Source organism: bacterium, assembly GCA_027622355.1.
Classification (GTDB): domain Bacteria; phylum UBA8248; class UBA8248; order UBA8248; family UBA8248; genus JAQBZT01.
Map to the genome: position 1 here is coordinate 1 of JAQBZT010000288.1, position 3,551 is coordinate 3,551.

At 66.0% G+C, this 3,551-nt stretch carries 4 protein-coding genes; all 4 read left to right on the forward strand.

Annotated features, from left to right (window positions below; all coding sequences use genetic code 11):
- The first annotated feature begins 176 nt into the window (after window positions 1–176).
- Window positions 177–971 carry an SDR family oxidoreductase gene (locus O2807_13555; protein ID MDA1001528.1) on the forward strand — a complete coding sequence of 265 codons (795 nt, stop codon included), beginning with the start codon at window positions 177–179 and terminating at the stop codon, window positions 969–971.
- A 126-nt stretch (window positions 972–1,097) separates the two neighbouring features.
- Entirely contained in the window at window positions 1,098–1,655 is a 558-nt protein-coding gene (locus tag O2807_13560; protein MDA1001529.1) for a phosphopantetheine-binding protein, read from the forward strand.
- A 41-nt stretch (window positions 1,656–1,696) separates the two neighbouring features.
- Complete coding sequence (locus O2807_13565; protein ID MDA1001530.1) at window positions 1,697–3,010, forward strand: beta-ketoacyl-[acyl-carrier-protein] synthase family protein; 1,314 nt, start codon at window positions 1,697–1,699, stop codon at window positions 3,008–3,010.
- Between the two features lie 5 nt (window positions 3,011–3,015).
- A partial coding sequence (locus tag O2807_13570; protein ID MDA1001531.1) for a beta-ketoacyl synthase N-terminal-like domain-containing protein occupies window positions 3,016–3,551 on the forward strand: 536 nt, incomplete at its 3' end.

The following is a 3,551-nucleotide window of genomic DNA, read 5'->3' on the forward strand; positions in this document are numbered from 1 at the left end:
GGGGGGGGTGGGGAAAGCCGGAGGTTTGAAAGGCGGGTGGGCGGACCGGTATGTTGGGTGCGTGATTCCGCCTGGACAATCTTGCGAAACGGGGCCATATGGAACTTCCGCCGCTGCGGGGTGGCCCCCCTCCCGGCCGCCGGCGGGCGCGCTTCCCTTCTGCTGAGATGAGGGCCATGTCGCCTCAAGAGCGTCTCGACCGCGATTTTTCAGGGAAGGTGGCCCTCGTGACGGGAGGCTCCCGCGGGATCGGCGCGGCCATCGTCCGGCGGATGGCGCGCGCCGGGGCGGATGTGGTGATCAACCACCGCGACGGAAAGGGGCGCTCGGCCGAGATGGCGGCCGCCCTGTGCGGGGAGGCCGAGCGGGAAGGGGTCCGCGCTCTCGCGGTGACCGCCGACATCTCGGACAAGAAATCGGTCGCCGCCATGTTCCAGCAGGTGGAGGCGACGCTCGGCCGGCTGGATATTCTGGTGCTCAATGCGGCGCGGGCGCCCTTCAAGCCCTGGGATCGGCTGCTCGAGCGCGATCTGCGCCTTCTGGTGGATACGAATTTCCTGGGGAACGTGTTCTGCCTCCAGGGGGCGCTCCCGATGCTCGAGCAGAGGGGCGGGGCCGTCGTTTTCCTCTCCAGCCTGGGAAGCCGCTTTTTCAGCCCGGACTATTCCCTGGGGCCGATGAAGGCCGCCATGGAGTCCGCTGTCAAGCATTGGGCGGAGACGTTTGCCGAGAAAGAGATTTCCGTGAACGCCGTGTGCGCGGGGCTGGTGAAGACGGACTCTTTCCGCACCCTGCGGCGGATTCAGCCGGAGCTGGAGAATCTTCCGGAGCGTTTGTTTGTTACACCCGAGGAGGTGGCCGGGGTGGTTCATTTCCTGGCCGGACCTGCCGGGCGGGCCATATGCGGCCAGACCCTCGTGGTCGATCGGGGGATGGGCAACCGCCTGAACCGCGGCCCGGCGGGCGGTTAGGGCCTCCGGTTGATTTCGCTCGCCGGGGTCGCTCTAATACGGCAAAATGTTCACGGGCGGCGCCCCCCGACGGGATCCGAACGGATGGCGCCGGGGCACCGGCACACGAAGCGGTGAGGAGAAGCAATGCCACAGCAATTGATCAATGATGATCGCATCATGGAAGAGGTCAAGGACGCCATCGCCGAAACAACGGGTGTGGTGAAGGAAGACATTCAGCCCGACAGTTCCCTGGTGGACGATCTGGGCGTGCTGTCCCTCGATTTTCTGGACGTGACTTTCCGGCTGGAGCAAGTGTTCGGCATCAAGATGGCGCGCAATTTCGTGCTCGAGCACGTCGAGGAGATGTTCGGCGAAGGGCAGGCCATTGACGAGAACAGCGAGGTGACCGAGAAGGGGGTGGAAATCCTCAAGTTGCGGCTGAGCGAATTGGCGAATGATCTCGCGCCGGGCACCCCGGTGGATGAGCTTCCCGCGCTTGTCACCCCGAACACCCTGGCCAGCGCCGTGCGGGACATTCTCTCCCGCCTCCCGGAGAAGAGCGAGGCCGGAGCAGATTGGAAGACAGAGGACGGCACCCACATTGTCTGCGCCAAAACGGGAAATCCCCCCGTGCTTCCCAGCGGAGACGATCTGGTTCGCGAATGGCTGAAAAAAATTCAGGAAGAGAAAAAGGTTTTCTAGAATTTCCCCGCCTTTCTTTCCTCCCGTTGGGAGAGCTGACAATGCCGCACCCCCTCCGGCGCGTCGTGGTGACCGGCTATGGGGCCATGACCCCGCTCGGCCCGGACGTGAAGAGCACGTTTGACGCCGCGCGCGAGGGAAAATCCGGGATTGGCCTCATCACCCAGTTCGACCCCGTGGGCCTTCCCTGCCAGATCGCGGGGGAGGTGAAGGAGGCGTGGATCGGCGAAGGGAGCCGGGACGGTTATGCCCGGCTCGACAAGTTTTCCTCCCGGGGCGTCCGCATGATGCGGATTGCGGCGAGAGAGGCCGCCGCCGCCGCGCGCCTCGATGAGATTTCCGATCGCCGCAGACTGGGGGTCTCGATCGGCTCCCACGGCGAACACCCGACCGCCGAGGATTTGACCTCCCTTTTCCGGAACTGGCGTCCCGCCCCCGGCGGGGGCGTGTGGGAGGGCTCCTGGAATTTCGACGGCATGACCGGCCGCGGCGCATACGATCCGATGGTTTTCTTCCGGCGGAAGGTGGATGTGGCCACCTCCGTCGTGGCGCTCGAGATTGACGGCAGAGGGCCGACCTTCTCGGTCTGCTCGGCCTGTGCGGCGGGTGCGCAGGCCATCGGCGAGTCGTTCCGCCTCATCCGGGACGGCAAGGCGGATGTCATGCTCGCCGGCGGGTGCGACGCCGCCTTCGCCTACACGGGGTTCGTCGGCTTTGTGCTCTTGACCGCCCTCGCAGAGCGTTACGAAACACCGGGAAAAGCCTCGCGGCCCTTCGACAGAAGGCGCAACGGATTCGTGATTGCCGAGGGGGCGGGGGCGCTGGTTCTCGAAGCGTACGAACATGCCCGATCGCGCGGCGTGCCCATCCTCGGGGAACTGCTCGGCTACGGCGATTCAGCCGACGCCTTCCGCATCACGGAGATGCACCCCAAGGGAATCGGTGCCGTCATCGCCATGCGCAAGGCGATCGCGCAGGCGGGCATCACTCCCGGCGAGGTGGACTACATCAACGCCCACGGCACCTCGACCCCGAAGAACGATCTGACCGAAACGCTCGCCATCAAAGAGGTGTTCGGCGCTCGCGCCGCGGGCGTCCCCATCAGCTCGAACAAATCCATGCTCGGCCATACCATCGGCGCGGCCGGCGCGATCGAGGCCGCCCTCACGCTGGAGGGGATGCGCCGCTCGGAAATTCTCCCGACGATCAATTACGAAAATCCCGATCCCAAGTGCGACCTCGACTATGTGCCGAATGAAATGCGCACGGCCGAGCACCGCATCGCCCTCTCCAACAGCTTCGGCTTCGGCGGCCAGAACGCCTGCCTTTGTTTCGGCCGCTACGACGGCCCGTGAGCCGGATGTTTTCCCCCCTGAGAGTGGCCGGCGCCCATCTGGTCACGGCGGCGGGCGAAGGGGTGGGCCCGGCCTGGGAGGCGCTGCTGGCGGGGCGCACTCTTCTTTCCCCGGACCCGGAACTCTCCGGCTTCGCCCCGATTGCCACGGCGCGCTGCCGCCCGATCGATCCCGCCGCGCTGGGGGTGGATGTGCGCGCGGCGCGGCTGATGGATCACCATACCCATATGATGCTGCTGAGCGTGGCGGGCGCCCTGCGCGCGGCCGGGCTCGGGCCCGAAGAGATCTCAGAGGGCGCTCTGGCGTTTTACGTGGGAATGGATTCGGTCGATCCGCGCGATGGGGATATCATGCCGGCGGTCGCCGGGTCGGTGGGGGCCGGCGGGCGCCTCGATCTGGGACGCTTCTTTTCGGGCGGGCTGAACCGCATCCCCCCCCTTTGGGCCTTGAGCATGGTGAACGCGATCGCGTTTTGCCAGATTGCCATTCAGTACCAGATTCACGGAGACAACGCCGTGTTCACCCCCGGCGCGGACGCGGC

What these genes read in the sequence shown, in the direction of transcription:
- O2807_13555 (MDA1001528.1), top strand. Translation starts at nt 177, where the DNA reads ATGTCGCCTCAAGAGCGTCTCGACCGCGATTTTTCAGGGAAGGTGGCC.
- O2807_13560 (MDA1001529.1), top strand. Translation starts at nt 1,098, where the DNA reads ATGCCACAGCAATTGATCAATGATGATCGCATCATGGAAGAGGTCAAG.
- O2807_13565 (MDA1001530.1), top strand. Translation starts at nt 1,697, where the DNA reads ATGCCGCACCCCCTCCGGCGCGTCGTGGTGACCGGCTATGGGGCCATG.